Raw genomic sequence first — 26,341 nt, 5'->3', positions numbered from 1 at the left:
CATGATATGAAGTCCCATCCCAAAAACCGGTCCGGAATATTCCCTGTAATCCGTTCCACCTGAGGGGCCCTGTCGATCAGTCCGGCGACCCATTCGCAGGTTCCGGTGGTAAGGGCATGGTTTGTCAGAATGACTTTATCGTCCGGGATTAAAACCCTGCTTTTAATCCTGCTGGTCCCTCTTCAAATAGATCTCTTCGTTTAAGCTGAAACTGCCTGTCAGAGCGAGGGGTTTCCGGGAGCTGAAGTCTGCGGGAGTGAATTCGTTGGAGGGTTTGTCTCCCTCTTGCAGGAGCCCCATGGCCTGGTAGCTTTCAGCGATCAGTTCAGAGCAAAAAAAGCTGGAGAGATCTTCTCCTTCTTCGTCGCCAAGAAAGGTGTTGTCCATCGCAGCGCGAACCAGTTCCAGTGCGTCTTTTTCGAATTTGCGCCCTTTTACGCTCTCGCGGAAAGCTGCGAGCCTGTCGATCTGTTCATCACTGATGCTTTTGTTCAGCTGCCGAATGGCTATTTTGCCTTTATAGCTTTGTACGCGCGAGCTGAGGGCAACCAGCTGGACGCCATTGGTGACAGTGCCACCTTCAATATCCTTGGCGTCTGATGGTGTGGTGGACTCCCACAGCAGCGCAAGGTTCCAGCGTTCGATTTTGATCACCATTCCGACATGAGACCACTGGCTTCTGGTGACAAAACGAATGGCTTTGGAAAAGAGGGACTCCCCTGCAAAGAGGACAATGTCTCCGGTCTTGAGCCCGGGGCGTAAATCATCATAAGTGGTCATTGGATGCCTCACAGTCTTTGCTGTTTCCATAAAGGGAGGGGGTCACTCGTTTTTGTTGATGAGAGGGGCGCGCAGTTTCTCCATGACCTGATGGAGTGCTTCCGAACCGCCGCCGATTAAACCGCCGGTGATAAAGACATCAACAATATTGAAGAGTTCGTTTTGCAGCGGGTCTCCGGAAGGCGTGTTGACCAGGATCTCTTCGAGAACTCTGGGGCCAACGAGCGAGATTAAAATGCCCAGGACAAGGCCGCTGATAAAGGCGATCTTCCTTGTTTTTGCTCTGTAAATTGTTATGGCAGTTGTCAGAATTCTAATCTGTCCCGTGCAGTAGGACAGGTCTGTTGCGGAGACATTTTCTGCTTCGCCGATGCCTTTGATATCAATCCATTGCTGTTTTGCACGTTCAAGTGTTGCGCGTTCCAGTCCCCGCCAGGCCTTTATGTAGACTTCCTGGGCCCTTTCGACAAACAGTGCAAGAATGATCAAAATGCCGAGAGTTTTCAGGGCTTCTTCAAAAGCATGATCTTTCAGACGGAAGTGTTCGAAATCCCTCAGGAAGACAAAGATCGCCGTAACAGCAACAATGGCGACCAGTATGCCTTTCATACTGTGATCGCTGGAGCGTGGCATGTTGATTTCTGTGCAAAGATCCCGAACGCCAACCAGTTCGGGAACGTTTTCTGCCAGCTTTCTGAGTGTTTCGTTCTGGAGTTTTTCCTGGTGAGACACAATTATCTTCCTTCGCGATATCCCGCTTTTGTCTGTTGAAGGGGCTGCGTCGTCTTTGCAGGGAAAGATTGCAGAGGAACTTTCAGGAACTCTAGGCGATTTTTACAGATTGAATTTCAACGATAGAGAATATTTAAAGGAATTTTTAACCATGACGTCAAGCCTCTTCTGCAACGCTCTGTGTTACAAGAAAAAATGGCACTGGAGCTTTGAAAGGGAGCGACAGGAAAGCTGATTTCCGCAAGTCTTTCTCCGGGTCGTCATAATGGTCTGTGCATCAGCCGTTCAAAAACCGGTCCAGAATATTCCCTGTAATCCGTTCCACCTGAGGGTCCCTGTCGATCAGTCCGGCGACCCATTCGCAGGTTCCGGCGGTGAGGACGGTTCCCTTTCCGCGTTTGAAGAGGGCGATCATGCCGGAGCCGCGTTTGTAGCGCTCGATCAGCTCTGGCGTGGCTGCTCCGTGGACGGCGCGGGCGGCGAACTCGGCGTCGGCTGAGCCAATGTAGGGTGTTGCGGTGCCATCCCTGTCGTTGCCGTGATCGGCTTCGTAGAGGGTGGCGAGGCCCAGGGCGAGAATTTCGAGGTTTTCCGGTGCGCCGTCGCTTCCGGTCGGCGCGGGCAGGCCGTCGCGGATGATGTGGTCCACGCCGTCGACCTCGTAACCGAAGAGGCGGGAGGGTGCGCCGAGCACATCGCCGTAATAGAGGTCTGCGCCCTCGAAAATCCAGTGTTCGGGGCGATAGATGGTGAAGCCTCCGGCTCCGCGCGGGGTGCAGCCTCCCCATCCGGCGTAGATGCCGCGTGTTCCGCTGAGGCCGAAGGTCTGTGCGCCGGGGCGGCCTGTCTCCAGCGCATCCCAGCAGGTGGTGGTCAGCTGTGGCTGGTCGCTGTTGCGCTGCGGGTCTTCCTCCCGCGCAATGTACTTGTAGCAAACCTGTGTGCGGCCTTCGTCCTCCAGCCTGATCTGCCACAGGAAGTTTCCGGCAAAGCGGGCGATATTGCCACCGCGTTCCACATAGCTGTCAATGCAGTCGCGCATCTCCCACGACCAGTATTCGCTGTGCCCGTTGAAGGTCAGGCAGCTGTAGCCCTCCACCAGTTCGGGCCGGTAGTGCAGGTCGGTCTCGGAGAGGAGGTCCACGGCATAGCCTGCTTCTTCCAGCCAGTGGAGATAGGCGCGGTCATAGCTGGCCCAGCCTGTCGAGGCGTACTTTTTGGAGTAGCCGTTTTCATAGGGCCACTCCAGATGGGGATAGCACAGGGGTGCTCCCATTTCAGGAGCCTCGCGCAAGGGGACGCGCGGGGCATCGGCCGGCAGCCTGACAAAGCCGCGGGCATAGGGACGCTGCAGACTGAGAACAGGGGAAAAGTGATCGCGGTTCGCCCCGGTGATGCCTTCGTAGTGATTGCTGCCGCCCCAGTCGTTGTAGGCCGTCCAGGTGCTGGTGGCGAGAACGAAGAGCAGGCGTCCCCTTTTGTCGGTCTTCTGAGCGGGACGCACGACAAGGATATGATCGTAGGACAGGGGCGTTCCGTCCGGTGCGGTGGCGCTCAGTTCCAGAACATAGGCTCCTGATGCCCAGTCCTCTCCAACGGGGATCTGCAGCGCAGCAGGCCAGTTGCACCCTTTGACAGAGCAGTCTTCGGGCGTTTCGTGGAAGTGCCCTTTCAGGCCGGACTGTTCAAACACGACCTCTTTTTTGAAGCCGTCCCGAAAGATCAAGAGATCACAGGTTTCCGCCGTTGTGCAAAGATGCAGGGTGATCGGGCGTCCGGGGGCATAGGACAGTGCATCCGTGTAGGCCCAGAGCTGCGGTACGGCGGGGTCGTTGCTGGCTTTCTGGTAATAGCAGTCGTGAACGGCATCGGGCTTTCCCGGGCGGCTGTACCCACCCCAAAGTGGCCCCTTGACCTTGCAGCTTTCAGGCGTCATGTCCTTGCCCTCCTGTTTTTCCAAATATTCAGGCAAAGGATCTGAGAGATCAAGAAGAGCTTTCAGGCCGTCGTGATGCTTCAGAATGGCAAAAAGCCCGGCTGGGAGACCGGGCTTTTTATGAAAAGGCTTTCACTGGCTTTGAGCGAGAACCGATCTCTCGACCGGGATCACCTTGCAGTTCTTTTTGTCTGACAATTCCAGCAAGCGTGCGTTTCGTGCTTCAAGTGCCAGGATTTCCTTTTTCTCGGCATTGTTGAGATTCAGAAGCATCAGTCCTGCAAGGCCCAGCAGCAGTTTGGGCGCATTGTTCCCGGATTGCCACTGACGCTCCTTTTGCAGGTCCAGCATTCTGTTGATGTTGGCTGAATACTGGCCTTCGATATGAATGCAGCTCAGTTTGTCATCAATGGATGTTGAAATTTCAACCGGGCGAGCGGCACGGCCGCCACAACCCGTCAGAATCATCAGTGGCAGGAGGATCAGGGCAATCCTGCTTCGGGTCATGAATTGATCTTGATCGAACGGATGGAAATGTTGTCCAGGGAAGAAAGCTGCTCGGGTGTTCTGTCCCGCTTGATCAGTTCGACAAGGAAGTGTCTGATATTTTCGCGAATGGAGCCTTCATTGGCGAGCCTGAGGCGTTGTACGGCGACAAAAGCATCTCCGACTGTCGCTGTGAAACTGTGATCAATGCTTTCATCGAAAACAACTTTTTGTTCCCGAATGTCAGTCAGAACATAGCGTACTTTGGAGGTGACGGTCATGTCGAAACCAATCAGTGGCTGATCCAGCTTGGTCAGGGTAACGACCAGTTCATAGCGTCCGTTTTCATTTGCAAGAAGAGCATGGGAGGCAAGTGCATCTCTCAGGGCACCTTCAAATTCGGCAGTGCCGACTTCGCTGGTCCACAGAGGATTTGTGTCTTCGCCTCCGGAAACTTCGCCAAGTTCAACGGCCTGTGCAAGCCGCGAGCTGTCGTCAATTAACGTTTCTTCTGTGACGTCCGGAATCATGGCCTGCTGCTGGGCCGGAGAGGCACAGGCAGACAGAGCCAGAAGGGCAAGCAGAGCGAGTGAGGTTTTTACATAACCAGCTGAAACATGACTCATCATTGTTCTCATTGTTTTTCATTAAAAGAAAACTCGTAAAAGAGAACAATGATGAGGTCAAATATAAACCACTGGATGTTAAGGCTTTTGCCCGGATCTGAGAATTGCGGCTCTCATTGTTGGGGGATGCTGTTGAAGATTGGGTTTCGCTGTTTGCTGTCTCATCGTTTTGTGCTTCGTGTTTCGCGGGGGAGGGGCTCTGCGGTTTGCTCCAGCCTTTGCAGAACCGTCTCAACGGAAGGAAGGTCACAGAGATGCCTGTGTTCCCCGATCCAGTCCAGAGCGTCCTGCAGATCGGAAAAGATGCCGCCGGGGATGCCAAAGACGGCTTCGACATTCATGTGTTTCATGGCCTCGAGGCTTTCCGGCGGGATGACGATCACCATGGCTTTGACAAGGCTTCTTATGTTCTGGTCAGCGCCGTCCCTCAGCCATTTTTTTGTGGCTCTGGCTGTTCCTTCTGCCTGTTCGAGTGAGAGAGGGTCGGCATAGAGCCGCAGGGTGACAAAGGGCTGATTGCGGGCAAACCAGCGGTTCCAGATTGCAAGCATTTCCAGATGCTGTGACAGGGACTGTGGCCCCTCCGCCAGTGTGGTGCAGAGGGGCCAGAGCGAGTGGTCGGACAGGAGTCTTGAGTTGGTCATCAGAACCGGACACCCATGCCGACGCGGAAGCTGCGGGGTTGTTGCAGAACGGCGGTGTCGGCTGCAGATGTCGCCCCGGGATAGCGGGTGACAGGACTGTCCGTATCCAGGATGTTGTTGACCTCTCCGAAGAACCGGATATTGCCGAGGGAGTAGCCAATTCTGGCATCGGCAACAACAAAGGGATCAACCTCGCCGCCGGATCTGTTGTTGATGTCGGTGAAGTAGCTTCCGGAATAGCGGGCCGACAGGCTGGCACTGAGATCATTCTGCTCCCACAGGACGCCTGCATTTGCGGAGACATTCGGTGCGAGAAAGAGCCGGTTGCCTTCAACGCCCGAGTTGGGGAAATCTTTGATTTTGGTCTGCAGAAGACCAACGTTACCAAAGAAACTCAAGCTGTTGCTGTATTGATAGGACGCGCCGAGTTCTGCGCCGTAGGTGATGACTTCATCGGCATTTCTGACCACAAAAAGCTCATCGCGGGAATCAAGGGGTGTCAGATCGAAAGGCAGCTGCATGTCACTGTACTGTGCAAAGAACAGGTTCTGGGTCAGGAGCAGCCTGTCATCCAGCAGGTTCTGACGACCATAGAGTTCGTAGTTCCAGACTGTTTCGGCATCGTACTCGTAATGAACAACGGGGAAGGGAACCGGGAAGCCGAAGGAAATTCCCCCGCCGCCGGCGTTGTAGCCTTTGGATATCTGGATGCCGTAGCTCTGGCTTGCGTCGGGTTGCCAGTTCAGGCGGGCTCTGGGAAGGAACTCCTCGAAGGTTTTGTCGCTGCTGATTGTGGCAACCGCGCCTGCTGCATCGCCGCCACTGCGTTTTCTGTCCTCGCGTTCATAGCGTCCGCCGACGGACAGTTCGACTGTGTCGCTCAGAGGAACGATGGTTTCTCCGTAGATTGCAAAGGTGTCTGTTTCGTCCCTGAAATTCTGATCGGAGACAAATTCGATGAATTCCTTTTGCCGGGACCGGAAATAGTGCGAGCCGATCAGAAACTCGAAGCCGTCATCCCCGGAAAAACGGAGGCGGGGGTCAAAATCCAGTTCGGTTGCATTGATTTCGGCATTCGAGGTGTTCGGGGCCACGGTTCGACTGAATTTGAAGTCTGAAACAGAGGCATCCATTTCAAAGCTCCAGTTTTCGTCCAGATCAACTTCAAAGCTGCTGCCCAGACTGGTGGTTCTGGGTTCGTGAACCGGTTGTTGCGGGAAGTTGGAGTTCCTGTCTTCAAAGGGGCGGACAACAATTTCGCCCTGTGGTGCCTTGTGGCTGTTGTGAGAGGCGGTGATCAGCAGTCTTGAGCCGTCCGCGATATCGGGATGGGCCAGGATTTTGCCCCGCAGATTGACGGAGCGAATGTCTCCGGGATTGCTGACGCCGGGGAAGGACTGGTAGCTGACGGCTGATTCCGCTGTCTGCAGATCGGCGGTGATGCGTGCAGCCAGAACGTTGTCGATCAGCGGCGCATTGACCATGCCGGAAAAACGGCGACCCTCGTGATCCCCCAGTTCGACCTGTGCCGCGCCGGAATATTTGAATTCCGGGTCCCTGGTCTTGACTGCAACGGTTCCGGCGATGGCATTGCGCCCGACCAGTGTGCTTTGCGGTCCGCGGAGAACCTGAACAGATTCCGCATCCCACAGGGATTGGTTGCCAAAGACGATTTCATTGAAGTTTGCTGAGCGGCCGTCGATGTTCAGTCCCAGTCGCGTCCGGCTTCCTGCAAAGAAGGCATTGGCGTTTTCTGCCGGGCCTGTGCCGTCAATACCGCGGATCGTTGCGGCCTTCGCTGCTCCGGTTGGCATGGTGACGTTGGTTGTGTTTTCCAGAATGTCCTGAACGCTGTTCAGCCCCGGACGTTTTTCCAGACTGTCTGCGTTGTAGACTTCAACGCTGGTTCCCGTGCGCATTCTGGTCTGACCGATGATTTCACCCGAGATAATAACGGGATCAAGGGTTTCCGTGGTGTCTTTGTCTTCGGCAAGTGAAGGCGTTGCGCAAAGCAACAGGAGCGACAGACCGGGGGCTCCATATCTCAGATTGTGAACGAACATAGTAGTAACCCAAAAAAACGAAATGGAATTGACGCCTTCAGTTGAGAAGTATTATCAATCTCAATTGAGGTCGTCACGAGGATCCTCAATTGAATGTTTTGCCGTCTACTCCATTCAGGACAGCACCAATCCGAAAGCGGCTTTATTGGGAAGAAACGGTTATGACAGATCACGTTCACTGGCAGGATGAACAGAACAGGTTCGAGGAACGCGTCGCAGAAAATGCTAGGGGAGGCTATGAAGTCCACTCTGATCGCGACGGGACTGTTTTGCTGGCTGTATCGGAGTTTGATGCCTTTGAAGGGGATTACGGGATTGGAACCCACTTGATGCTGGTGCAGGCGCTGGAACAGTCGGGGCCCTTTGTCCGGTACGGTGACTGGGGCAGGACCGAAGGCGTTCTCAGGCGGGGAACACAGACACTGGCCTTGCCGGAGACAAAATCGGAAGGCCGATCTGCCCGGACGAAACTGCTGGGTATTGCTGTGGCTCCGGAGCGGGTGAAGGCGACACTGCAGGATGAAAGGGGGCTTGAAGCCCTTTTGCCCGCCGCTTCGAGCCTGCACAATGATCCACTGGTAGAGGCTGTCATGATTGCCATGTGGCGGGATGCCCAGGCGCACGGTCTGTCCTCTGCCTTCTTCGATCATGGCCTGGATCTGATCCTGCGCCGCTTTGTCGAGGGCGGGAGTCCGCTGCCCGCGGAACCGGTTGCTGCCGGGCTTTCACCGGGGCAGTTGAGCAGGGCGCTTGAATTTATCGAAAGCCGTCTTGGAACGGACCTGTCCGTCAGGGAAATTGCAGAGGAAGCCGGGCGGGATGTTCGGGGGCTCACCAGGGCGTTCAAGGCCAGCACGGGTTATACGCCCTATGAATTCCTGACGATGCGGCGGATGGAACGCGCCAAGGTTCTGCTGGCAACCAGGCAGACGGTTATGGAGATTGCTCTGGATGTGGGGTATGCCAACCCGGCCAAGTTTGCTGCTGCCTTCAAACGCTTTTGCGGCTGTACACCGACAGAATGGCGCAGGCGGCTGTTGTGAGGGTGCTGCGGGTGGCAGCGCAGCTTTCCCGTCCGTTTGAATGAAAAAAGGGGACCTGTTCCTGCTGTCCTGCTGATCCTGTTGCACGTTTACATTATCCGTGATCTGGATGATCTGATTGCATCTTTGAAATTCTGTCGCAGGGCTGTTGCGTTGAAAAGGCTGGCCTTTCGCGGCTGTCGTGCTACATGAATGAGGAAGAGCTTTCATGGAAAACAGGCCAGAATGATGTCAGGAACACCGTCCCGCACCGACAGGAAACAGAGTGATCAGGAACCCAGACGTATCGGGGCGCGTGCGCGTCCGAAGCTGGACCCGGCACTGCTGGCAGACTATCAGCTGCTGCCCGATCCCGATCATCCGGCGCTGACCCGCGCGATGACGGCAGAGGATCAGGATGGCAATGCCATTGAAATCCCCGTGGTGGTCGAACGTCCCCTGACCCTTTTCCTGAATGGCCAGGAAATCGTGACCATGATGACCATCGGGGATTACCCGAACTATCTGGCGGTCGGGTATCTGCTGAACCAGAACATGCTGCGCGCTGATGATGTGATCACGGCAATCGAGGTCGATGAGGATCTGGAGCTTGTCGTGGTCCGCACAGAGCGGGAAACAAACTACGAGGAAAAGCTCAAGAAGAAGATCAAGACCTCCGGTTGCGCACAGGGCACGGTCTTTGGTGACATGATGGAAAAGTTCGAAACCATCAGATTGCCCGAGGCAGAGTTCCGGACCTCATGGTTCTATGATCTCAACCGCAAGATCAATGCAGCCCCAAGCCTCTATCTGAAGGCGGGTGCGATCCACGGCTGTGTGCTGTGCGAGGAAAACCGTCCGCTGGTTTATTTCGAGGACGTGGGGCGTCACAATGCTGTGGACAAGATTGCGGGCTATATCTTCCTCAAGGGGTTGGAGACAGCGGACAAGATATTCTTCACCACGGGGCGTCTGACCTCTGAAATGGTGATCAAGACTGTACAGATGGGAATTCCGATCCTGATTTCCCGCTCCGGCTTTACGGCCTGGGGAGTCGATCTGGCACGCGAAGCCGGTCTGACCCTGCTGGGGCGTGCCAAGGGCAAGCGCTTTGTCGTGCTCTCCGGTGCCGAGCGGATTGTGCGTGATGTGGACAGTGCCGCTGTTGAGGATGAAGATCCGAAACATCAGCGCGGTAGCAGGCGGGGGGAAGGCTGATGCCGGAGCTCTCGAAGGACCAGGTGCTTGGTTTTGTCCTGGCTGGCGGACTGGCGCGTCGTATGGGCGGGGGCGACAAGGGGCTGAAGAGGCTCAGGGGCCTCAAGGGACTGGAAGAGGTGACAATCCTTGACCATCTTCTGGAGCGTGCGCGCCCGCAGGTTGCGGAGCTGGCCCTCAACGCCAATGGTGATCCGGCGCGTTTTGAGGCTCTGGGCCTGCCTGTTGTGCCGGACAGTCTGTCCGGAAATCCCGGGCCGCTGGCCGGTGTCCTGGCCGGGCTGGACTGGGTGGCCGGGAACAGACCGGAGATCAGGGCCATTGTCACACTGCCCTGTGATGGCCCCTTTGTACCGACTGATCTGGTCGACGCTTTTCTGGTCGCTGTGCAGGAGAGGGATCACGCGCTGGCCGTGGCCTCTTCGCGGGGGCGCACCAATCCTGTGACCGCGCTCTGGCCCGTGGAGTTGCGTCACGATCTGCGCAAGGCTCTGGTCGATGAGGAACTGCGCAAGGTGGACCTCTGGACGGCCCGCCATGGTGTGGTCGAGGTACCGTTCCCCGATCAGGTGGTTGCGGGACAGTCCTTTGACCCCTTTTTCAATGCCAACAAGCCTGAAGATCTGGATCTTCTGTCCTGATCCTCCCGGAGGGCAGGATGTGGTATGGTTTTTCTGGCAGTGCTGGACTGCCGGACACAGTGGGGAGTGTAATTCATGGGGATCAGGAGAAACAGAATTGTTGCGGGGCTTGGGCTGACGCTGCTTTTCCTGCTGTCAGCCTGCAGTTCGGGTGATCAGCGCGATCCGATAGAAAACAGTCAGCCTCCTGCGGCACAGCCGGAGGCTCCGGCCACGCAATCAAACCCTCCAGCCCAGGGAACACTGGGTGCTGTTGTCCGGGACATTCAGTGGCGCAAGACGACAGTGAAACGTCTGGAAAGGGTGGATGAAACCTATTCGGTCGATTAAACTGTCGGCTTGGAGTGCGTGCAACAGGGCGGTAATGATATGAGTACGACAACCAGAGTTTACCTTTTCCTTTTCGTGCTGGCGATTGTCGGGAGCATTGGTTATTTCCTGTCCCGGCCACAGGAGGTCCAACAGGGCGACATTCCGAAGGATGCCAGTGGAAATACCCTGTCGCTGGAAGGCGTGAAGGATGACATCGAATGGCGCAGGGAAACCGGTGAGCGGCTTGAGGCCGTAACCGGTGATGGTGAGACAGGACAGTCCTCCGCAGACTGAAGAAACCTGCCCCGAAAGAATGATTTGAAGCCCGAACCAGAGGTTCGGGCTTTTTTATTGAAGTATATTTTTATCAGTAATAGCTATTTATAAATGTTTTATTTACAATTTATTTTTATTTTGTTGGAATTTAATTTCATGAGATAAGTAATTGTTTGATTTTTTATTGATTTATAGCTTGTTTTAAATGTTCTTCTGTTTTTTTTGTATTGAGGCAAGAGGTGTCTTGAAGGGGGCGGTGTGAAAAGTTGTTTCGGTTTGTGCGTCATGACAGCGGCATGGGTGGGGCTGGCAGGGGCCAGCGAACCGGCTGGGAACCATAAAGCGCCAGAAAACTATTTGAAGCAATACATGCAAAACAATGCCCGGGAGAATGTTCTGGTGCTGGATTACATGCAGCTCAATGATGTCATGGATGACATGGAGTGGCGTCAGGAGCTCGTAAACAGGTTGAAAGACATTACAGCACAGGAGGAAAGCGAGAGGGAATGAAATCGCTGCAGGGCACAAAAGGCCTGTTTTCCAGAGGGCAGATCTGTCCTGTTGCTATGCTGTTTCACCCTTTCCGGAAAGCTGCTGTGTTGTTGTCCGGAGTGTTTCTGCCAGAAGCTTGGCATCATTTTTCCGGGTAAAGCCCTTGCGCCAGGCCAGACCAAGAATGCGGAATCCCTTGGGATCATTGAGAGGACGCAGGGAGATATCCGCGCCCTGTAACAAACCGGAATGGCAGGCCAGTGCTGGAAGCAGGGAAATGCCGAGGCCTCCGGCAATCATGTGAACCAGTGTCAGCAGGCTGCTGGCCCGCAGGGCCTTCGGGTTGCGTTGACTGGCCGGTGTGCTCCCCAGTTGACAGGCTGCCATGGAATGCTCGCGCAGGCAGTGCCCTTCTTCCATGAGGATCAATGTTTCGGTCCAGCCTTCCGACTTGAAAAGCTCTTCCAGTTCAATGGCGCTCTCTCCGGCCAGCGGGTGGGAACGGGGACAGGCCAGCCAGAAGGGATCGCGTCCCAGCTCAATCCATTCCACGCCTTTGGTCTCGTAGGGAAAGGCCATCAGTGCGGCATCAATCTCGCCCGCGTTGAGCTTGTCCAGCAGACGCGCTGTTTCATCTTCCTGCAGGAAAAGCTGCAGATCCGGATAGTTCTGTCGCAACAGGGGCAGTGCGGAAGGGAGGAGGTAGGGCGCAATGGTCGGAATAACGCCCAGCCTGAACGGGCCGGACAGGGGCGTATTCTGATGCTGGGCCAGACGGGCAATGTCCTCGGCCTGATAGAGCAGGCTTCTGGAACGCTCGGCGATTTCCCTGCCCAGGGATGTCATGAAAACCGTTCGCTTGGTACGTTCCACCAGTTTTACGCCCAGCAGGTTTTCCAGCTCCTGAATGCCATTGCTCAGGGTTGACTGGGTGACAAAACAGGCTTCCGCGGCCTGACCAAAATGCTGGTGACGGTCCAGTTCAACCAGATAACGCAGCTGTTTGAGAGTGGGAAGATGCAGGGCAGAAGACATGACTGACGGGCCTATTAATCGAATGGCTGAATAACAGAAATAAAAAATATCCGTTGGATCGATTAATTGCAAGCAGGCATTCTGACAGGGTTGAAAGGCTGTAACGCGAGCAGGACTTTCGATGACTTTGTAATGGTTCCGGACCGGAAAACCGCTGTGCGCTTTGTGGTTTTCAAAGGAAGGCGGCAAGTCGTGTTGCGGTGTCTTCCGGGTCTCTCCATCAGTGTGCGGTGGCTGATTTCGTCCGCCAATGAAAGATGATGCCGCGCACTGATATAAGGGCTGCTCTCATCCCGTCCCCGAGAGTAGCCCTTTTTTATGCATCGCCCTGTTCTGGCAGGGCTTCGCCCCATTTGACGGCCCAGTCACCAAAAGGCTCCAGCAGGACAAAAAGCTCCTGTCCGGTCGGGGTGAGCTGATAGCCGTTTTCTCCCCTTTCGATCATGTTGCTTTCCCGCAGTTCCCTGAGCCGCCGGTTCAGGACCGTTGGCGATACAGATTCGCAGCGTTCCTGTAACAGGCGAAAGGTCATGGGCCCTGCAGAGAGCTGCCAGACAATTCCCAGAGCCCAGCTGCGCCCCAGCAGGTCAAAGAGCGCCATGATGGCCTTGCCGCTTCTGGAGCCGCGGACAGGAGAACCGGGACGGGGTGTTTTTGATGTCATGCGTTTCGTATCTTTTTTGTTGCTATCTTTTGTGTAGCAAATTAATGCTATTGAAAAAGTAGCAATCTTTTGAGAGGACGTCATGTTTCTTTTTCCGGTTCTGGCTGCTGTCGGTGCTTCCCTTGGCTGGGCGACAGGTATTGTTCTGGCCCAGAAGCCAGCCCGCCTGCTGGGGGCTTTCGAGTTCACCCGCGTTCAACTGATCACCTGTGGTGCAATCACGGCAGCGCTTTGTGCGGGACTGGGATACTGGAACAGTTTCGTCGGGGACCACTGGGGGGCCTTTGCGGTTTCGATCCTGTTCGGGATTGTTCTGGGCAATCTGGCCATGATCCAGTGTCTGCGTCTGGGAGGTCCCCGGCGGACAGAACTGCTGCTGGCCCTGAAGGCGCCGCTGGTCGGAACGCTGGCCTTTTTCTGGCTCGGGGAACTGCCGGAGCTGTCTGATCTGGCAGGAGCTGCCATCACCCTGTCGGGTGTGGTGCTGGCGATCCTCCGGGGCGGGGATGAGGACGCGGACAGCGATCGCCTTGGTGGTTCGCTGGTTGTGGTGGTGCTGTTGGGGCTTTGTGCGGCCCTGTTCCAGGGGGTGGGCTTTCTGATCATGAAGCCGGTCATGCTGGCGGGGATGGAGCCTCTTGCTGTGACGGCGGTTCGCCTTCTGGGGGCGGCTCTGGTCATCTCCCTGATTGCGCTCTGGCCTCTGCCGGCTTTCCGTTCAGGGGCCGAGCTGGCTCCCGGGCTGCTGTTCCGTACGGTTTTGCCCGGTTTCATCGGCTATGTGGTGTCGTCTTCCCTGCTGCTCTACGCCATTGCCAGTTTCAATGCCGGTGTTGCAACGGTGCTTGGGGCGCTGTCTCCGGTTCTGGTCTTGCCGATCCTCTGGTTCAGGGATGGGCGCAGACCCCGCGCCTTCGCCTTGCTGGGTGCCTGCCTCTGTGTCGCGGGAACGGCGGTTATCGTGCTGGTTTGACCTGCTGTGCCCTGACTGTTTCAGGATTGGCAGCTGACCTTCAGGGTGTGCAAGCGACTGGCGGCATCGTTGCCCATGTCCATTTTCTGGAAGGGTTCGCTTTTGCCGTTGATCTTGTAATGGGTGTCGGCCTCTCCGATCAGCATACTTTCGCCGCGATGGGTCAAGTTATAATAATAGTGGGAGATGTTGGTGCGGACTGTAAAGTTGGCGCGTTCCCCCAGAAAGATATTGTCCTGGGTTTCGAGAACCCATTTTTTCCCCAGGGCATCGTAAGCGGCGATGCTGATCCGGATATGATCGGAACTCTGACAGTTGTTTTGAATGGCAATGGCCGTGACGAGAGGATCCTGTGGAGCCAGTGACACTGTCTGGAAACTTTCATGTTTCTGTCCGCTCAAAACAGCATTTATGGCACTGATGTACTTGCCAAAGGTCTTGACCAGATAGATATCCCTGTCCTGGCTTCTTGCAGGAGACAGCAGGCCGACAAAATGACTGCTCTGCCCGTTGTTCCCGGTTTCATGAACAGCCGTTCCCCTGCGATAGAAAGACTTTTCACAGTCTGTCCAGTAAACACCGCTGAAGGCAGGACGGGTGTACTCTGCCTGACAGGACCGCTCGAGCGGGGCATGGCGGACGAGAGCGCCGCCGTGTGTTGTGAAGCTGATTTCAGCATCTGCATGATCGCTGAAATCTGCAGAACTGAAACGATCCACCACAGGCTGGGCCGGGTATTTGTCACCAACCCATTCAAAGGTCTGAGGCTCCAGAAACTCGATCAGTGCGAGATCAGAGGGGAACATCTGTTCTGCGCGACCTTGTCCCTTCAGTTCATTGAGATAGTCGAGGCTAACGTGACCGGATGCAGCAACAAACCCGCGTTCATCCTGAAGGGATGTGCCCTTGTAATCGGCGTGGAACTCCATCATGCCGATCTGTTTGTCCTGATGGAGGCGCAGGAAGCAACTGGCTGCAGTCAGCACGTGCTTTCGGGAAACAACGGTACCTTCGCAGCGTTCCGCAAGCTTGCCATCGGTGCTGTAGACAAAGATAACTCCCGGTGTGGCGAGGCCTGTAACAGGGACCGTCATCAGGGCAAGGGCAAGCAGCAATGATTGGAGAGAACGGGACATGATCGGGTTTGATCCTCTGGTGGGTGCAGGATGAGGGCTGCCTTCGGGAAGGAACAGGTCAAAAGGACAAGTCTTCAGATCATAGCCTCACTGTGGAAAGTCTGCCATGACGAAATAAAAAGCCCCGCAACCGGATGGTGCGGGGCTTTTTGTCTGTGTAGCAGATGAGTGCGGATTACTTTTTCTCGCCGTCTTCTTCCTCTTCTATGCCTTCGAGCATGGCGTTGGAGACGACACCGGCGTTCTTGCGGATTGCGTGCTCGATCTCGGCGCTGATCGCATTGTTTTCCAGCAGGAACTTCTTCGCATTCTCGCGACCCTGACCAATGCGCTGACCGTTGTAGGAGAACCAGGCACCGGCCTTTTCGACGATGTTGGCCTGAACACCGAGGTCCAGAAGCTCGCCCATCTTGGAAATCCCTTCGCCATACATGATATCGAATTCAATCACGCGGAAGGGCGGTGCCATCTTGTTCTTGACGACCTTGACCTTGGTCTGGTTGCCGACCACGGTGTCCTTGTCCTTGATTGCGCCTGTGCGGCGGATATCCATGCGGATGGAGGAATAGAACTTCAGCGCGTTACCACCTGTTGTGGTTTCCGGGTTGCCGAACATCACGCCGATCTTCATGCGGATCTGGTTGATGAAGATCACAATGGTGCGGGACTTGGAAACGGAGCCTGTGATCTTGCGCAGGGCCTGAGACATCAGACGGGCCTGCAGGCCGGGCAGGGAATCGCCCATGTCGCCTTCCAGCTCGGCCTTTGGTGTCAGGGCTGCAACGGAGTCAACCACGAGCACATCAATCGCACCGGAACGCACCAGTGTGTCGGTGATTTCCAGAGCCTGCTCACCGGCATCCGGCTGGGAGACCAGCAATTCGTTGACGTCGACGCCCAGCTTGGCAGCATAGGCCGGGTCCAGCGCGTGTTCCGCGTCGACAAAGGCACAGGTGCCGCCGGACTTTTGCGCTTCTGCAATCACATGCAGAGCCAGCGTGGTTTTACCGGAACTTTCCGGGCCGTAGATTTCGATGATACGGCCGCGTGGCAGGCCGCCAATTCCCAGACCGATGTCCAGACCCAGTGATCCGGTCGAGACCACTTCGGTTTCAACGGTGCGGTCTTCGCCCAGCTTCATGATGGAGCCTTTTCCGAAGGCGCGTTCGATCTGCCCCAGGGCGGCTTCCAGTGCTTTCGTTTTGTCCACGGTATCCCTCTCAACCAGATGTAAAACGTTTTGTGCCATTGCTTTGCCTTCCTTATCCCATAGGGCCATCAACTCTGCAATGAAACAAATGTACCTCTTTTGTTCTCGTTGTCCAGAAAAAAGAACAAAATAAGAACTTTTGTTCTTTTCCGGTTCTGTCTGCTGCCTTGCCGGGGGCAGGGAAACGGTACTGTTCCGGGAAAGAGGGGGGGCAGAATCCCGCTGGATTAAGGGGAATTCAGAAAATCCGGACAGCAAAAAAGGCGACTGAAAAGCCGCCTTTTTCAGAAACACTGCTCAGGCAGTCATACGCCGCCCGGGAACTTGCCGTCATCAGCAGCAGCGCGTTCGGGGCTGCGGCCCTTGCGACGGCGGCCGCGACCGGTTGCGGACTCGGGTTTGATGCCCAGCGGGCCTGCGCTGTTTTGTTCCTGCGCGCCAAAGGAGATGTCGCCCAGTTTGGAGACGACTTCATCCAGCGATGGTTTCGCGCGTTTGTCATGGCTGTCGAGGGCCTTGCGCATCGCGTTCAGGATGGCAGGGGTGGTGCCGCAGCAGCCACCGATGATGCGCGCACCGGCATCTACAGCCATACGGGCGTATTCCGCCATCAGATCGGGCGTTCCGGAATAGACAATCTTGCCGTCCATGTACTCGGGGATGCCGCAGTTGCTCTTGACGATAATGACGTCGCTGTCTTCGGAGCCGTGACCCATGTTGAGCAGGGCAGCCACCATTTCCGCCGGACCGACACCGCAGTTGGAGCCATAGCCGTTCGGACGGACAGGCCAGTCGCGCGAACCGCTGGCGAGCTGTTCGGGTGTGATCCCCATCATGGTGCGGCCGTTCGTGTCAAAGGACAGGGTTGTGACAATCGGCAGACCCAGGTCCTTGACGGCTTCCACGGCGCAGCGCACTTCCTCTTCGGAAGACATGGTTTCGATCCAGAAGGCATCGACGCCACCATCCTTGAGTGCAATTGCCTGTTCGCGGAATGCGGCAACACAGTCCTCGAGTGACAGGGGGCCAAGCGGCTCGAGGATGTCACCGGTCGGGCCGATGGAGCCGCCCACTGCAACAGTGCGCTCAACCGAGTCTGCAACCTTGCAGGAGATTTCGGCTGCTGCCTTGTTCAGTTCGTAAACCTGCTTGTCGGCCTTGTGCAGCTTCAGGCGGTTGCGGGTGCCGCCAAAGGTGTTTGTCAGAATGATATCGGAGCCTGCATCGACAAAGGACTTCTGCAGATCATAGATCTTTTGCGGCTGCTCAAGGTTCCAAAGCTCTGGCGCATCACCGGTTTGCAGGCCGACCTCGAACAGGTTGGTGCCTGTTGCGCCATCTGCCAGAAGCCACTTTTTCGTGGCGAGGAGTTCTTCGTAACGGTTGGTCATGGGCTGACGTCGCTCTCTTGTCCAGGCTGCTTTTGCAGTGATCATACACTGTTTCTCAAAAACATGCGCCTATATAATGATATCTTTATGTTGCTTGTGACATTAGTGGGCTGCGACATTTTTGTCCAGTGCTTTGTTTCACATTTCCGACTCTTGTGATGCTGTCAGGCCGACAGGATTTATCGAAAATCCAAAGCTATTTTTAGGTGAATTTGAAGATATTTTTTGATTCATTTTTTTAAAAATGTATATGAAAAACAATGAGTTATAGAAAAAATTACTTTGCAATTGAAACAAGTTTCTGTAGGTTTCACCTCACCTGTTCGGCTCTTGTAGTCGTGCAAGGACGTTTGGCGTTCTGACGGGGCATCACCCCCAATGGTGTCACAGGCAATCAGGCGGTCAAGCGGAGGAGGATGCACCCCCAATGCATCCTCCTTTACCTCCCCTGAAGGGAACGATTTCCCCGCAGCAAAGAGCGCCGTGACACCCTGTGCCCCGCGGGTCCCCTGAAAGATGAAACAGGAGCCAAGCCTTTCAGAAAAAGGCGAAATCATGGCTTTTGCGTCCTCTTTTTGCTCCAGAAATATCCACCCTTTCTCACAACAGTTTTCTGTGTCTCCCGTGCAGTCTTGGCAGCGGTTCTTATCGCTACCAAGGAGAAACAAGCATGGCGAACCCCACAGACACGGAACAGCTTCAGCTGGAACTGATCAACCGGGCCAGACTGGACCCGCAGGCCGAGGCGGATCGGCTGGGTATTGGTCTCAATCAGGGACTGTCAGCCGGACGGATCACCCCGGACAGCAAGCAGCCACTGGCTTTCAACGAGCAGCTGATTGATGCTGCTCGTGGTCACACACGCTGGCAGCTGGATACCGACAACTTCAGTCACACGGGACAGGGGGGCAGCAATCCCGGCCAGCGCATCACGGCGGCGGGCTATCGCCACCGCGGCTGGGGCGAGAACATTGCCTTTCAAAGCAGCAGCCGTGCCCTGGATGAAGAGGCCACGGCAACGCGTCAGCACGAAGGGCTCTTCCGCAGTCCCGGTCACCGCACCAACCTGATGAGTGACAATTTTAACGAGATTGGTCTGGGGATCCAGCAGGACGGGTTCAGGGGCCTCAACGGACAGATCACCACCCAGAAGTTCGGCACACAGGGGGGCAACAGCTTCCTGACCGGTGTGGTCTATGAAGACAGGGACGGAGATGATTTCTATTCTGCAGGTGAGGGGCGCGGCGGAGTGAATGTCTCCGTGAGCGGACAGAACGGCCAGAATGCCAGCACCTCGACTTACAGCACCGGTGGCTATCAGCAGCAACTGGCCAATGGAAACTATAGCGTGCGCTATTCCGGCAGTGGTCTGGCGCGTGCCGTGGCTGTGGACCTTGCCATCCAGGGAGAGAACGCCAAGGTTGATCTGATCGGTGAGGATGAAATCGCAAGCTCTGTTTCCGTTACGGCACGTGAAGGCGTCAAAACCCTGTCCCTGCTGGGGCTGGATGACCTGAGTGCGACCGGGAATGCCGATGACAATGTGATCAACGGCAACAAGGGCAACAATGAACTGGCTGGAGGTGAAGGCAACGACACCCTGCGTGGCGGAGCCGGAAATGACACTCTGGATGGTGGTGCAGGGACAGACACGGCTGTCTTTGCCGGCAATGCAGCAGACTATCGCATCACAGCGACAGAGAGCGGCCACCGTGTGGAACACATCAACGGAGGCGAGGGCACAGACCTTTTGCGCAATGTCGAGCGCGTACAGTTTGCCGATCAGGTTGTGACACTGGGGGCAACGCCCGAACCGGAACCTACGCCCGAACCGGAGCCCACACCCGAACCGGAACCCACACCCGAACCGGAACCCACGCCCGAACCGGAACCCACGCCCGAGCCGGAGCCAACGCCCGAACCGGAGCCAACACCCGAGCCGGAGCCAACACCCGAGCCGGAGCCAACGCCCGAACCGGAACCCACGCCCGAGCCGGAACCCACACCCGAGCCGGAACCCACGCCCGAGCCGGAGCCAACGCCTGAGCCGGAACCAACACCTGAACCCGCTCCTCTCAATGCCATCAACGGGACTTTCCGGTCAGAGTTCCTGATCGGTACGGACGAAGGCGACCACATTCAGGGCTTCTCCGGCCGTGATCTGCTCTTTGGCGGGGATGGAAATGATGTTCTCGACGGTGGTCGTGGTTTTGATCTGCTGATCGGCGGTGAGGGCGATGACATCCTCATTGGTGGTTCAGGTTTCAACATGTTGCACGGTGGTAATGGTGCCGACACCTTTGTGCTGGAAGACGGCTGGGGCATGAACCGCATTCTGGACTTCAATGCCGAAGAGGGCGATGTGCTCAACATTGCCGATCTGCTGGATGGCCAAAGCGAAGACGTTGATCTGGACAATCTGCTCCAGATTGAAGGCAACGCATTGTATAAGGTCAATGATCAGGCCGCAGGCCACTGCGCGCCATCGCATGACCTGATCGCCGTTGGCGATTTCGGCGGTGCCTCGATCCAGGACCTCGTCAACAACGGGAATATCCAGACCGAGCAGGTCGAGTTCTGATCAGGTGAACATAATGACCTTTTCTGTTTATCAGAATGCTTTGACAGCATAGCTGATCTCAAAAGAAAAGGGCCGACTGATTTCTCAGCGGCCCTTTGTCTGTCCTGTCCCTTGTCTGGACTTGCCCTATTCGGCAGCCATGTCCAGAGGCTCGACGCGTGCGGCGCTGAACTTGAACTCGGGGATTTTGCCGAAGGGATCCAGCACCGGGTTGGTCAGCATGTTTGCCGCCGCTTCTGAGAAGCAGAACGGGATGAAGATCAGGCCTTCGGGAACCTCGCGGTCCTGACGGACCTTCAGGGCGACATCGCCGCGGCGTGTGAAGACCTTCACCCAGGAACCCGGCTTGAGGTTCATGCGGTTCATGTCGACGGAGTTGATGAAGACCACCGCTTCCGGCTCAAGGGCGTCGAGAACCTTGGAACGACGGGTCATCGCACCGGTGTGCCAGTGCTCCAGCAGACGACCTGTTGTGAGAACCAGCGGGAACTCGTCGTCCGGCAGTTCGTCCGGATCAATGACATTTGTCGGCACCAGCTTGCCGCGGCCGGACTGTGTCGGGAAGCCGTTGGCAAAGAGGATTTCCGTGCCCGGATGATCCGGTGCTTCACAGGGGTATGTGACCGCTTCCTCGTCCTCCAGGCGCTCCCATGTGATGTTTTTCAGCGACGGCATGACCTGTGCCATTTCGTTGAAGACATCGCTCGGGTGTTTGTAGTTCCAGTTTTCACCCATGCGCACGGCAATCTCCTGAATGAGATCCCAGTCCGGACGGGCTTCGCCCGGTGCCGGAACAACCGCGCGGCCGATCTGGACGGTCCGGTTGGTGTTGGTGAAGGTGCCATCCTTTTCAGCATGCGCTGTGGATGGCAGAACCACATCGGCATGCCATGCGGTTTCGGTCATGAAGATGTCCTGAACGACCAGGTGGTCGAGTTTGGACAGGGCTTCACGGGCGTGTTTCGCATCCGGGTCGGACATGGCAGGGTTTTCGCCCTGGATGTACATGCCGGTGATTTCACCGTTGTGAATGGCATCCATGATCTCCACGACAGTCAGGCCGCGTTTGGGATCAAGTTCCTTGCCCCAGAACTCTTCCATGCGGGATTTGATGTCGGAGTTTTCGACGGACTGGTAATCCGGATAAACCATCGGGATCAGACCGGCATCGGAGGCGCCCTGTACGTTGTTCTGACCACGCAGCGGGTGCAGACCTGTGCCCGGACGACCGATCTGGCCGGTGATCAGGGACAGGGTGATCAGGCTGCGCACGTTGTCTGTGCCGTGAACGTGCTGGGAGACACCCATGCCCCACAGGATCAGGGATGCCTTGGAGCTTGCGAAGTCACGGGCCACCTCGCGCAGGGTTTGCGCTTCGATGCCACAGATTTCCTCCATGTCCTCCGGCTTGAACTTGCTGATGTTGGACTTGATGTCCTCGAAGCCTTCGGTGTTCGCCTGGACATACTGTCTGTCGTAGAGGTTTTCCTCTATGATCGTGTAGATCATGGCGTTGATCATCGCCACGTCACGGCCCGGCTTGAACTGCAGGTGTTTCTCGGCGTATTTCACCAGGTTCTGTCCGCGGGGGTCCATCACGTAGAGGCGCTTGTTCGGGTCCTTGGCTGCGTTCTTGATATAGGACGCGGCAACAGGGTGGTTCCAGCCCGGACGTGCACCGATCACAACCATGACCTCTGCATCGTCAACCGCATTGAACGGTGCAGAGACCGCACCGGAGCCGACACCTTCCATCAGCGCTGCAACGGAAGAGGCGTGACACAGGCGGGTACAGTGGTCGACGTTGTTGCTGCCGAAGCCGGTCCGGACCAGTTTCTGGAACAGATAGGCTTCCTCGTTGGAGCCTTTCGCAGAACCGAAGCCGGCCAGAGCCTTTGGACCCTTGTTGTCACGGATGGACTTCAGGCCGTTTGCGGCAACTTCCAGAGCCTCTTCCCACGTCGCTTCGCGGAAGAACTGGCTGTAGTCGTTGTCGGGAACCTGCACATCCCAGCCGCGCGGAGCGTCTTCGCGACGGATCAGCGGCTTTGTCAGGCGGTTCGGGTTGTGGATGTAGTCGTAACCGAAGCGGCCTTTGACGCAGAGACGCTTTTCGTTCGCAGGACCGTCGGCACCATCAATCTTGATGATCTTGTTGTCCTTGACGTGGACTTCTGTCTGACAGCCAACACCGCAGAACGGGCAGACCGATGTGATGATCTCGTCCGCGTATTCTGTGCGGCGCAGGTCTTCGTTCAGCAGGTTCTTTTCCATCAGGGCGCCGGTCGGGCAGGCCTGGACACATTCGCCACAGGCCACACAGGTGGACTCGCCCATGTCTGTGTCAAAGTCAAAGATAATGCTGGAGCGGGAGCCGCGATAGGCCATGCCGATCACGTCGTTCACCTGGACTTCGCGGCAGGCGCGAACGCAGAGATTACAGTTGATGCAGGCATCAAGGTTGACGGCAATGGCCGAGTGGCTCATGTCCGGTGCCGGACGTCCGTGAGCCGGGAAGCGGCTTTCGGTCACGCCGATGTCGGAAGCCCAGTGCCAGAACTTGCTTTCTTCCTCGTGGGTTTCCTCTCTCTCCGGCTGATCGGCAACCAGCAGCTCAAAGACCATGTTACGCGCACGTTTGGCGCGTTCGGTTGCCGTGTTGACCTTCATGCCTTCTGCAGGAACGCGGATACAGGAGGCAGCGAGTGTGCGCTCGCCTTCGATCTCCACCATACAGGCGCGGCAGTTCCCGTCCGGGCGATAGCCGGGCTCGGGCTGGTAGCAAAGGTGCGGGATTTCAGTGCCCAGACGCTCTGCCACATCCCAGATGCTTTCACCCGGGGCTGCGGTGACCTCTTCCCCGTTGAGGACGAAATTAACGGGTTTGTCGTTGTGCATAACCATTGTTTTTCTCTCCTGTTTTCGGGGTTCTTATAGTTCGTCAGAGAAGTGTTTCATGGCGCTCAGAAGCGGGTTCGGAGCTGCCTGACCCAGACCACAGATGGAGGCATCCATCATGACGGTCGACAGTTCCTTCAGCAGGTCCTGATCCCAGGTTTCCTGCTCGATCAGCTTGACGGCCTTTTCGGTTCCCACGCGGCAGGGTGTACACTGACCGCAGCTTTCATCCTCGAAGAAACGCATCAGGTTTGTGACAACGTCACGGATTTTGTCCTGGTCGGACAGAACCACAACAGCGGCAGAACCGATGAAGCAGCCGTATTCGTGCAGGGTATCGAAGTCGAGCGGGATATCGCCAAGGCTTGCCGGCAGGATACCGCCGGAAGGACCGCCTGGCAGATAGGCCTTGAATTCCTGGCCGTCGATCATGCCGCCACAGTATTCCTCGATCAGTTCCTTGATGGTGATACCGGCAGGAGCCAGCTTCACACCGGGGTTCTTCACGCGGCCGGATACGGAGAAAGAACGCAGACCCTTGCGACCGTTGCGGCCGTGTGATGTGAACCACTCCGGACCCTTTTCGATCAGGTCGCGCACCCAGTAGACGGTTTCGACGTTGTTGGTCACTGTCGGCAGACCGAACAGACCAACCTGCGTCGGGAAGGGAGGTTTGTGACGCGGCAGGCCGCGCTTGCCTTCAATGGACTCGATCATCGCGGACTCTTCACCGCAGATGTAGGCACCGGCACCACGGCGCACATCAACACGAACACCGTTATTCAGACCTTCGGCGTAGAGCTTGTCGATCTCCTTTTTCAGGATTTCGATCACGGCGGGGTATTCGTCACGGATATAGATGTAGCTGGCGTCAACCTCGCCACACCAGGCACCGATCAGCATGCCTTCTAGGAAACGGTGCGGATCGCTTTCCAGATAGGTACGGTCCTTGAAGGTACCGGGCTCGCCCTCATCGCCGTTGATTGCCATCAGGCGCGGCTTTGGCTGCTGGCGGATAATGCCCCACTTCATGCCGGTCGGGAAGCCCGCGCCCCCCAGACCGCGAAGGCCGGAATCCTTGAGCAGGTCAACGATCTGGTCGGGAGTGTACTTGCCGGCGTAGCAGTCACGCAGTGTCTGGTAACCGCCTTCTGCCACATAGTCTTCATAGGACTTGTAGTCGGGCAGGTGGGCGTGAGTGTCGTTGTCTTCAGCGGTCTTGATCAGCGCTTCGGCCGTCGCATTGACAATGTGGTTGTGACCGACCTCGGCAACAGGCGCACATTCGCAGCGACCCATGCAGGGTGCGCGAACAACGCGGACGTTGTCGCCTTTCAGGCGCTGTGTCTCGGCCAGCAGTTCCTGGGCACCGGCCAGTTCGCAGGACAGGCTGTCACACACGCGAATGGTGATTTCCTCGGGCTCTGCCTCGCCATCCAGAACGATGTCGAAGTGAGCGTAGAAGGAGGCAACCTCGTAAACCTCTGCCATCGGGAGGCGCATTTCATTGGCCAGAGCCTGCATGTGGCCTGCCTTCAGACAGCCATAGGTGTCCTGAACCAGATGCAGGTGCTCGATCAGCAGATCGCGCTGGCGGGAACGTGTGCCGAGCAGCTCGGCAATTTCCTTTTCCGCCTCGATCTCCAGATTGCGGCCCTTCGCAAAAAGCGCTGGCTTCCGGCGGCCGGAGCCCGGATGGATGGTACGTTTAACGGGCGCGTCGTTCGCCGGGACAGCAGACTGCGACATAACTCATTTCTCCAATTTCTTTGCGAGAGGCTCTTGCTGGCCTTTACGCTTTGTCCTGAAAGCCTGATACGGGATCCGGCAGATCAGGAACTGATCATTTCTTCAGAATGCATTTGCTCTGACTTTGCATAGAGTATGCACCAGTTTCCGTGTCCTTTTGAAGCACCTCCGGGCAAAGCACCATTCGCATTGAGCTATGCTGTAATAGGCAAAAGCTATTGCGAATGGATCGCAATGATAGGAAAATCCGAACAGGAAGACTTCCGGTGGTACGGAGATACTTCAAAATATTGCAAAAAAATGCAGTTTGCCGTGAAAATTCCCTGTATTGTTAACTCTTTCCAGAGAACTTTCATGTTCTATTGTGCCGAAGTAAACGGGCCATTCAGGTATTTTCTGCAGCCAAATAGGCGCTGATATCGCAGGCAGGGGTCCGAAAATCAGGAATACCTAAAGAGATTGAATATGGGAACAGTCGTAGATTTTCGTGTGATGGAGCTGCTGGCTTCAAGGCTTTGTCATGACCTCGTGGGGCCAATCGGTGCTGTCAGCAACGGTCTGGAACTGATGGCCGATGATTCGATGGGAATGCAGGATGAGGCACTGGAACTGGCCAGCCGTTCGGCCCGCCAGTCCGGTCATGCCTTGCAGTTTTACCGTCTGGCCTATGGTATGGCAGGCAACCGTGTCGGGGGGGACTTCGGTGCCCTGCGTGAACTGATTCTCAATTATGTTTCCCATTCCAAGGCACAGTTTGCCTGGTCTGTTGATGCCATTCCCGATGGTCTGCCGGACGAGGCGGGCAAGCTGTTGCTCAATCTGGTGGAGCTGGCTGTTGAGTCCCTGCCGCGTGGCGGGAAGATCACAGCGCATATCGGGTCCAGCGATGTCGGGCTGTTCCTTGCGGTAACGGCTGCAGGAGATCGCGCCGGGCTGCGGGATGATCTGCGGATCGCCATGGATGATCATGTCGAGGTTGAGGACCTGTCCCCGCGCAACGTGCACGGGTTCTTCACGCGTCAGCTGGCCAAACGCATGGGAACAGACCTGCTGCTGAACGAGGCCGTGGATGATCACATCCAGTTCATTGTGGCCTTCCCGCTGGCGAAGGAAGACGAGCTGGAAGAGGCTGCAGAGGGATAACCTGTCGGTTTTTCCGTCCGGATTCTTTCTAAAAGGCATCACAACAGGTGGTGCCTTTTTTGCTTTATGAAAAATGATTGTTCATTGTTTTGTTTTTGATATCAGGATGTTGTTTGCCTTTTTGGATGAGTTCCATTCGGCGTCATACGGTTGTAATGAATACCCGACCAGAAGAATCGGATATGTGAAACCCTTTTTCGCTTGAAAAAAGTGCGAATGATTTGCATTTTATCTTCCGAGTTGAGAGCGCTTCTTAGTATCAGGAGGGCTCAGGCAGAGTCCCGATTTCCCGGGGATTTTGTCCCTTTTTCAATTTCCGGAACGATTCCAAGG

23 protein-coding genes are annotated in these 26,341 nt (G+C 56.1%); 9 read left to right on the top strand and 14 right to left on the bottom strand.

Annotation, left to right across the window (positions count from 1 at the left end):
* Window positions 1-162: 162 nt before the first annotated feature.
* From AAAH10_RS06015 to AAAH10_RS05985, 7 genes are all read right to left on the bottom strand, one after another.
* Complete coding sequence (locus AAAH10_RS06015) at window positions 163-780, bottom strand: C40 family peptidase (protein WP_343561584.1); 618 nt, start codon at window positions 778-780, stop codon at window positions 163-165.
* Window positions 781-822: 42 nt separating this feature from the next.
* Window positions 823-1,512: a hypothetical protein gene (locus AAAH10_RS06010; protein WP_343561582.1), complete on the bottom strand. Its 690-nt coding sequence runs from the start codon at window positions 1,510-1,512 to the stop codon at window positions 823-825.
* Window positions 1,513-1,789: 277 nt separating this feature from the next.
* Entirely contained in the window at window positions 1,790-3,448 is a 1,659-nt protein-coding gene (locus tag AAAH10_RS06005) for a N,N-dimethylformamidase beta subunit family domain-containing protein (RefSeq protein ID WP_343561581.1), read from the bottom strand.
* 132 nt (window positions 3,449-3,580) lie between these two features.
* Window positions 3,581-3,955, bottom strand: coding sequence for a hypothetical protein (locus AAAH10_RS06000; protein ID WP_343561580.1), 375 nt, complete (start codon window positions 3,953-3,955; stop codon window positions 3,581-3,583).
* Complete coding sequence (locus AAAH10_RS05995; RefSeq protein WP_343561579.1) at window positions 3,952-4,560, bottom strand: hypothetical protein; 609 nt, start codon at window positions 4,558-4,560, stop codon at window positions 3,952-3,954. The genes AAAH10_RS06000 and AAAH10_RS05995 overlap by 4 nt, the downstream gene beginning before the upstream one ends.
* Window positions 4,561-4,721: 161 nt before the next feature.
* Window positions 4,722-5,204 carry a hypothetical protein gene (locus AAAH10_RS05990; protein ID WP_343561577.1) on the bottom strand — a complete coding sequence of 161 codons (483 nt, stop codon included), beginning with the start codon at window positions 5,202-5,204 and terminating at the stop codon, window positions 4,722-4,724.
* The gene (locus AAAH10_RS05985; protein WP_343561575.1) at window positions 5,204-7,267 is read right to left on the bottom strand and encodes a TonB-dependent receptor; all 2,064 of its coding nucleotides are present in this window, start codon (window positions 7,265-7,267) and stop codon (window positions 5,204-5,206) included. The genes AAAH10_RS05990 and AAAH10_RS05985 overlap by 1 nt, the downstream gene beginning before the upstream one ends.
* Before the next feature lie 161 nt (window positions 7,268-7,428).
* Between AAAH10_RS05985 and AAAH10_RS05980 the strand changes: the two genes are divergently transcribed.
* From AAAH10_RS05980 to AAAH10_RS05955, 6 genes are all read left to right on the top strand, one after another.
* Complete coding sequence (locus AAAH10_RS05980) at window positions 7,429-8,310, top strand: helix-turn-helix domain-containing protein (protein WP_343561573.1); 882 nt, start codon at window positions 7,429-7,431, stop codon at window positions 8,308-8,310.
* Window positions 8,311-8,688: 378 nt separating this feature from the next.
* The gene (fdhD, locus tag AAAH10_RS05975) at window positions 8,689-9,507 is read left to right on the top strand and encodes a formate dehydrogenase accessory sulfurtransferase FdhD (protein ID WP_343562474.1); all 819 of its coding nucleotides are present in this window, start codon (window positions 8,689-8,691) and stop codon (window positions 9,505-9,507) included.
* Window positions 9,507-10,148, top strand: coding sequence for a molybdenum cofactor guanylyltransferase MobA (mobA, locus tag AAAH10_RS05970; RefSeq protein ID WP_343561572.1), 642 nt, complete (start codon window positions 9,507-9,509; stop codon window positions 10,146-10,148). Before fdhD ends, mobA begins: the two co-directional genes overlap by 1 nt.
* A gap of 75 nt (window positions 10,149-10,223) precedes the next feature.
* Complete coding sequence (locus AAAH10_RS05965; protein ID WP_343561570.1) at window positions 10,224-10,478, top strand: hypothetical protein; 255 nt, start codon at window positions 10,224-10,226, stop codon at window positions 10,476-10,478.
* 39 nt (window positions 10,479-10,517) lie between these two features.
* Window positions 10,518-10,754 carry a hypothetical protein gene (locus AAAH10_RS05960; RefSeq protein ID WP_343561568.1) on the top strand — a complete coding sequence of 79 codons (237 nt, stop codon included), beginning with the start codon at window positions 10,518-10,520 and terminating at the stop codon, window positions 10,752-10,754.
* Window positions 10,755-11,105: 351 nt separating this feature from the next.
* Window positions 11,106-11,246, top strand: a complete 141-nt coding sequence (locus AAAH10_RS05955) for a hypothetical protein (protein ID WP_343561567.1) — start codon at window positions 11,106-11,108, stop codon at window positions 11,244-11,246.
* Between the two features lie 54 nt (window positions 11,247-11,300).
* On the opposite strand, the gene AAAH10_RS05950 is transcribed toward AAAH10_RS05955, so the two are convergent.
* Together AAAH10_RS05950 and AAAH10_RS05945 are read right to left on the bottom strand one after the other, a co-directional pair.
* Window positions 11,301-12,263 (bottom strand): hydrogen peroxide-inducible genes activator, encoded by a 963-nt coding sequence (locus tag AAAH10_RS05950; protein WP_343561565.1) that lies wholly within the window; start codon window positions 12,261-12,263, stop codon window positions 11,301-11,303.
* A gap of 316 nt (window positions 12,264-12,579) precedes the next feature.
* A complete protein-coding gene (locus AAAH10_RS05945; protein WP_343561563.1) occupies window positions 12,580-12,927 on the bottom strand; it encodes a winged helix-turn-helix transcriptional regulator in 348 nt (115 codons plus the stop codon).
* A gap of 82 nt (window positions 12,928-13,009) precedes the next feature.
* On the opposite strand from AAAH10_RS05945, the gene AAAH10_RS05940 reads away from it, so the two are divergent.
* Window positions 13,010-13,900, top strand: a complete 891-nt coding sequence (locus AAAH10_RS05940; protein ID WP_343561561.1) for an EamA family transporter — start codon at window positions 13,010-13,012, stop codon at window positions 13,898-13,900.
* Between the two features lie 20 nt (window positions 13,901-13,920).
* Here AAAH10_RS05940 and AAAH10_RS05935 read toward each other — a convergent pair whose 3' ends face one another.
* The 3 genes from AAAH10_RS05935 to bmt all read right to left on the bottom strand — a co-directional run bounded on the left by AAAH10_RS05935 (window position 13,921) and on the right by bmt (window position 17,682).
* Window positions 13,921-15,036 carry a trypsin-like serine peptidase gene (locus tag AAAH10_RS05935; protein WP_343561559.1) on the bottom strand — a complete coding sequence of 372 codons (1,116 nt, stop codon included), beginning with the start codon at window positions 15,034-15,036 and terminating at the stop codon, window positions 13,921-13,923.
* 175 nt (window positions 15,037-15,211) lie between these two features.
* Entirely contained in the window at window positions 15,212-16,285 is a 1,074-nt protein-coding gene (gene recA / locus AAAH10_RS05930) for a recombinase RecA (protein WP_343561557.1), read from the bottom strand.
* Window positions 16,286-16,551: 266 nt separating this feature from the next.
* On the bottom strand, window positions 16,552-17,682 hold the full coding sequence (bmt, locus tag AAAH10_RS05925) for a betaine--homocysteine S-methyltransferase (RefSeq protein WP_343561555.1): 1,131 nt from the start codon (window positions 17,680-17,682) through the stop codon (window positions 16,552-16,554).
* Window positions 17,683-18,307: 625 nt separating this feature from the next.
* Between bmt and AAAH10_RS05920 the strand changes: the two genes are divergently transcribed.
* Window positions 18,308-20,218, top strand: a complete 1,911-nt coding sequence (locus AAAH10_RS05920; protein WP_343561553.1) for a CAP domain-containing protein — start codon at window positions 18,308-18,310, stop codon at window positions 20,216-20,218.
* 126 nt (window positions 20,219-20,344) lie between these two features.
* Here AAAH10_RS05920 and fdhF read toward each other — a convergent pair whose 3' ends face one another.
* Both fdhF and AAAH10_RS05910 read right to left on the bottom strand, forming a co-directional pair.
* Window positions 20,345-23,122 (bottom strand): formate dehydrogenase subunit alpha, encoded by a 2,778-nt coding sequence (gene fdhF / locus AAAH10_RS05915; protein WP_343561551.1) that lies wholly within the window; start codon window positions 23,120-23,122, stop codon window positions 20,345-20,347.
* Between the two features lie 27 nt (window positions 23,123-23,149).
* Window positions 23,150-24,865 carry an NADH-ubiquinone oxidoreductase-F iron-sulfur binding region domain-containing protein gene (locus AAAH10_RS05910; protein WP_343561549.1) on the bottom strand — a complete coding sequence of 572 codons (1,716 nt, stop codon included), beginning with the start codon at window positions 24,863-24,865 and terminating at the stop codon, window positions 23,150-23,152.
* Window positions 24,866-25,330: 465 nt separating this feature from the next.
* Between AAAH10_RS05910 and AAAH10_RS05905 the strand changes: the two genes are divergently transcribed.
* Window positions 25,331-26,008, top strand: a complete 678-nt coding sequence (locus tag AAAH10_RS05905; protein WP_343561547.1) for a histidine phosphotransferase family protein — start codon at window positions 25,331-25,333, stop codon at window positions 26,006-26,008.
* Window positions 26,009-26,341 lie beyond the last annotated feature (333 nt).

Source organism: Carbonatibacter coralli (assembly GCF_039592655.1).
GTDB classification, from domain to species: domain Bacteria; phylum Pseudomonadota; class Alphaproteobacteria; order Kiloniellales; family Kiloniellaceae; genus Carbonatibacter; species Carbonatibacter coralli.
The sequence above is the reverse complement of the archived record's forward strand: the minus strand, read 5'-3'. Positions and strand labels throughout refer to the sequence as shown.